Genomic DNA, 3,491 nt, shown 5'->3' with positions numbered 1-3,491 from the left:
GCTATCTGCATCTGAGTCGCTATCTGCATATGAATCAGCATCCGCGTCTGAGTCACTGTCTGCCTCTGAGTCTGCGTCTGAGTCTGAGTCTGCATCTGACTCTGCATCTGCATCTGAGTCAGCATCTGCATCGGAGTCTGCGTCTGAGTCAGCATCTGCGTCTGAGTCTGCGTCTGAATCTGAATCAGAATCTGCATCTGCGTCGGCATCAGCGTCTGAGTCTGAATCTGCGTCTGAGTCAGCATCTGCATCTGAGTCAGCATCTGCATCTGAATCAGAATCTGCATCTGCGTCGGCATCTGCGTCTGAATCAGCATCTGCGTCTGAATCAGACTCTGAGTCTGAATCTGAATCTCATTCTGATTCTGATTCTGTGTCTGATTCTGAGTCGCTCTCTGATTCTGAGTCGCTTTCTGAGTCTGAGTCGCTATCTGAGTCTGAGTCGCTGTCTGAGTCTGAATCGCTGTCTGAGTCTGAATCGCTGTCTGAGTCTGAATCGCTATCTGAGTCTGAATCAGCATCCGCATCAGTATCTTCTTTATAGAATCCTGAATCTATAGACATATCATCTTCATCGTTAATTGTAACTTCAACTTTTAGTCCATCTGAATCTTTTTCATCGTTACCACCTTGATCTTTAACTGTTGGAGTGTATCCTTGTGGTGTTTCAAATTCTACTGTATATTTACCATTTTCTAATTCTCTAAAAATATATTTACCTGTTTCATCTGTTGTTGTTCTAGCAATTTCTTGTCCATCTTTATCTTTTAAAATTACTGTTACATTCCCAATTCCTTTTTCGCCTTCATCTTGTACGCCGTCTTTATTTGTATCTTCCCATACATAATCACCTAAGTTATACTTAGGTTTTTCTTTGTAGAATCCTGAGTCAATAGTCATATTATCAGCATCTTGAATTCTTACATTTACATTAAGACCATCTGAATCTTTAGCATCATCACCATTATTTTCAATAGTTGGTTTATAGCCAGCTGGAGTCTCAAATTCTACTTTGTAATCACCATTCTTAAGTCCTCTAAAAATGTATTTACCTGATTCATCAGTGATTGCTCTACCGATTTCTTGTCCATCTTTATCTTTTAAAATTACTGTTACATTTCCGATTCCTTTTTCGCCTTCATCTTGCACGCCATCTTTATTTGTATCTTCCCATACATAATCACCTAAGTTATATTTAGGTATATTTTCTCCATCACCGTTACCTGAGCCAAATCTAAGAATGTTACGATTATCCCAATAGAATGAGCTAGGGTTACCATAATAATCACGATTTGTTTCTGTAACTCGTGTCAATACATCATTTTCACTTTCATCATAATGACCATCTACTAAAATTACATAAGCTTTATTAATATCACCAAATTTTATATCTGTTGAATTATCATTATTATCAGTAATATAACCATTAAAATTCGCAGTAACATCTTTAAAGTTTCCATCATTTGGATCTACAAAATAACTTTCATTTAATAGATTTGGATTAATTACTTCATAAATTTTATATCTTGTATTATCTGAATTCACTAATGTGCTACTAACAGTTGGATCATCATAATAACCTTTAACATTAACATTTGAACCATAAAGTTGTTTAGCTAATGGGTTAACATATATTACTTGTTTATAAGTTCTTTCACCTGATTTATTATCTATTTTATTAATATTGGATGATATATTGGCGCCATTTGCTCCAGGAACTCCAGCAAATGGAGAACTGTAATCAAGATTGATAGTTGAATTGAATCGCTTACCTGCTATATTAAAACTTACTGGATAATTTCCACTTCTTGGTGATTCTTTTCTATCTGTAAATATCGGAATCTCAAAGTTACCTTTTACTTTTTCTTTCTCATTTACAAAATTAGTGAAGATGTATTTACCTTGTTTTGTTTTTGTATTATAAGTACCAGTAGCTATAATGTCTCCATTTTCATTTTTTAATTTAGCAAGATTCATTTGGTACCCTACTTTACTGTAATCAATGTCCCCGTCTAGAGATAAATTATTAGGAACATCGAATGTAAAGTAATCGCCTTCTTTAATAGAATCAGTTATTCTAAATGATACATTCATATTAGTAAATCCAGATTGATTTGGGTCAAATTTTCTTTTATCTAAATTAAAATTGTTGATAACTACTTTATCATTAACATTCTGACCACTAGCTTCTGTATTTGTATCAACCATAGGCACAGCTCTGAACCCTGTATAGTTTCTAGAAGTCGTAGCTGGCACCTTATTTTTATCGATTTTCTTAGATTGATATCTAATAGCTTCTAAAGAAATCTTCTTTTTCACATCTTCTAAAGAATCTTCCTTAAAATTAATTTTTGCATTATCAATAATTAATTTACGATCGTCATCTGATAAATTTTTAATTTTGTCATCTACTTCATTAACTAAATCTTCTTCAGAAAAATTTGTAGGTTGATCAATTACTTTTGCTTGTGTACTAGAAGTTCCATCTATTGAGACTTCTTCGTTTCTAGAATTTTCAATTTCTAATTCTGTAGGTGTTTTTTCTTCTGTAATTGGTTGTTCTTTAGTTTGATTTACTGAAGTTATATTTTCCTCTATAGATACTGGTTCTGATGCTTTTTTCTCTGTGCTCGATTCTTCAGAAGTAAACTTTTCTGATGCTTTGTCTTCTTGATTTGTTTTTTCAGTTGGTAATATTACTTCTCTATTTTCTTCTGTCGATTTTTCTTCTATAACTGGTTCTTCTGATGATACTTCATCTGTTACATTATCTTCTAGTGTATTTTCTTCTGTGCTCTCTTTTTCTAGTGATGCTTTTTCTGTTACTTTTTCCTCTGTGCTTAATTCTTCTGTTAATGTTGATGAATTATCCCCATTTATGTCATTAGATTTTTCATCATTTTGAGAACTTTTTGATTGTGCTTTTACTAAATCTTCGTTAGATACCTCATCTGCTTTCGCTTCATCACCTAAACCGAATAATAGTGTTGCACCAACCAAAATTGAAGCAGTACCAACAGTGAATTTTCTAATTGAATATTTATTTAATTTATTAGAAATAAAATCTATTTTACCACTTCTTGATTTTGGTTTCTTTTTCATTATTCATTCCTCCTAAAATATCAATTTTTCTTATTGATAAGTCATTTTATTTATATGAGCACTTATCAAAAAATATTATATTTCGGGCTATTCAAATATTAAACACTTTAATTATAAAGATAATATATATTAAAATTATGTTTATTTTACATTTAATTACATTCATTAAATTGAATTTAAATCAAAAAATAAAGCGGTTATATCATTTGACATAACCACTTTACGAATGTTTAATATAAATTTATTTATCTTCTTTTCTACGACGACCGAATAAGAATAATGAACCCAATCCTGCTAATAAACCACCAATTAAAGTTGTATTAACTTCTGATTCTTCACCTGTATCAGGTAATTGTTTGTTATGGCTTGCTTTATGATCTTGATTATTT

At 31.9% G+C, this 3,491-nt stretch carries 1 protein-coding gene and 3 pseudogenes; all 4 read right to left on the bottom strand.

Annotation, left to right across the window (positions count from 1 at the left end):
- Positions 1–1,203 (bottom strand): annotated as a pseudogene (locus LQ679_RS14975) (SdrD B-like domain-containing protein); the annotation flags it as partial.
- 57 nt (positions 1,204–1,260) lie between these two features.
- A pseudogene (locus LQ679_RS14970) lies at positions 1,261–2,457 on the bottom strand (fibrinogen-binding adhesin SdrG C-terminal domain-containing protein); the annotation flags it as partial.
- A 489-nt stretch (positions 2,458–2,946) separates the two neighbouring features.
- Positions 2,947–3,102, bottom strand: a pseudogene (locus tag LQ679_RS14965) (YSIRK-type signal peptide-containing protein); the annotation flags it as partial.
- A 241-nt stretch (positions 3,103–3,343) separates the two neighbouring features.
- Positions 3,344–3,491 (bottom strand): LPXTG cell wall anchor domain-containing protein (locus tag LQ679_RS14570; RefSeq protein WP_239749095.1); only part of this gene is annotated, 148 nt, incomplete at its 5' end.

The sequence above is a fragment of the Mammaliicoccus sp. I-M35 genome (assembly GCF_022386455.1).
Lineage (GTDB): Bacteria > Bacillota > Bacilli > Staphylococcales > Staphylococcaceae > Mammaliicoccus > Mammaliicoccus sciuri_A.
The sequence above is the reverse complement of the archived record's forward strand: the minus strand, read 5'-3'. Positions and strand labels throughout refer to the sequence as shown.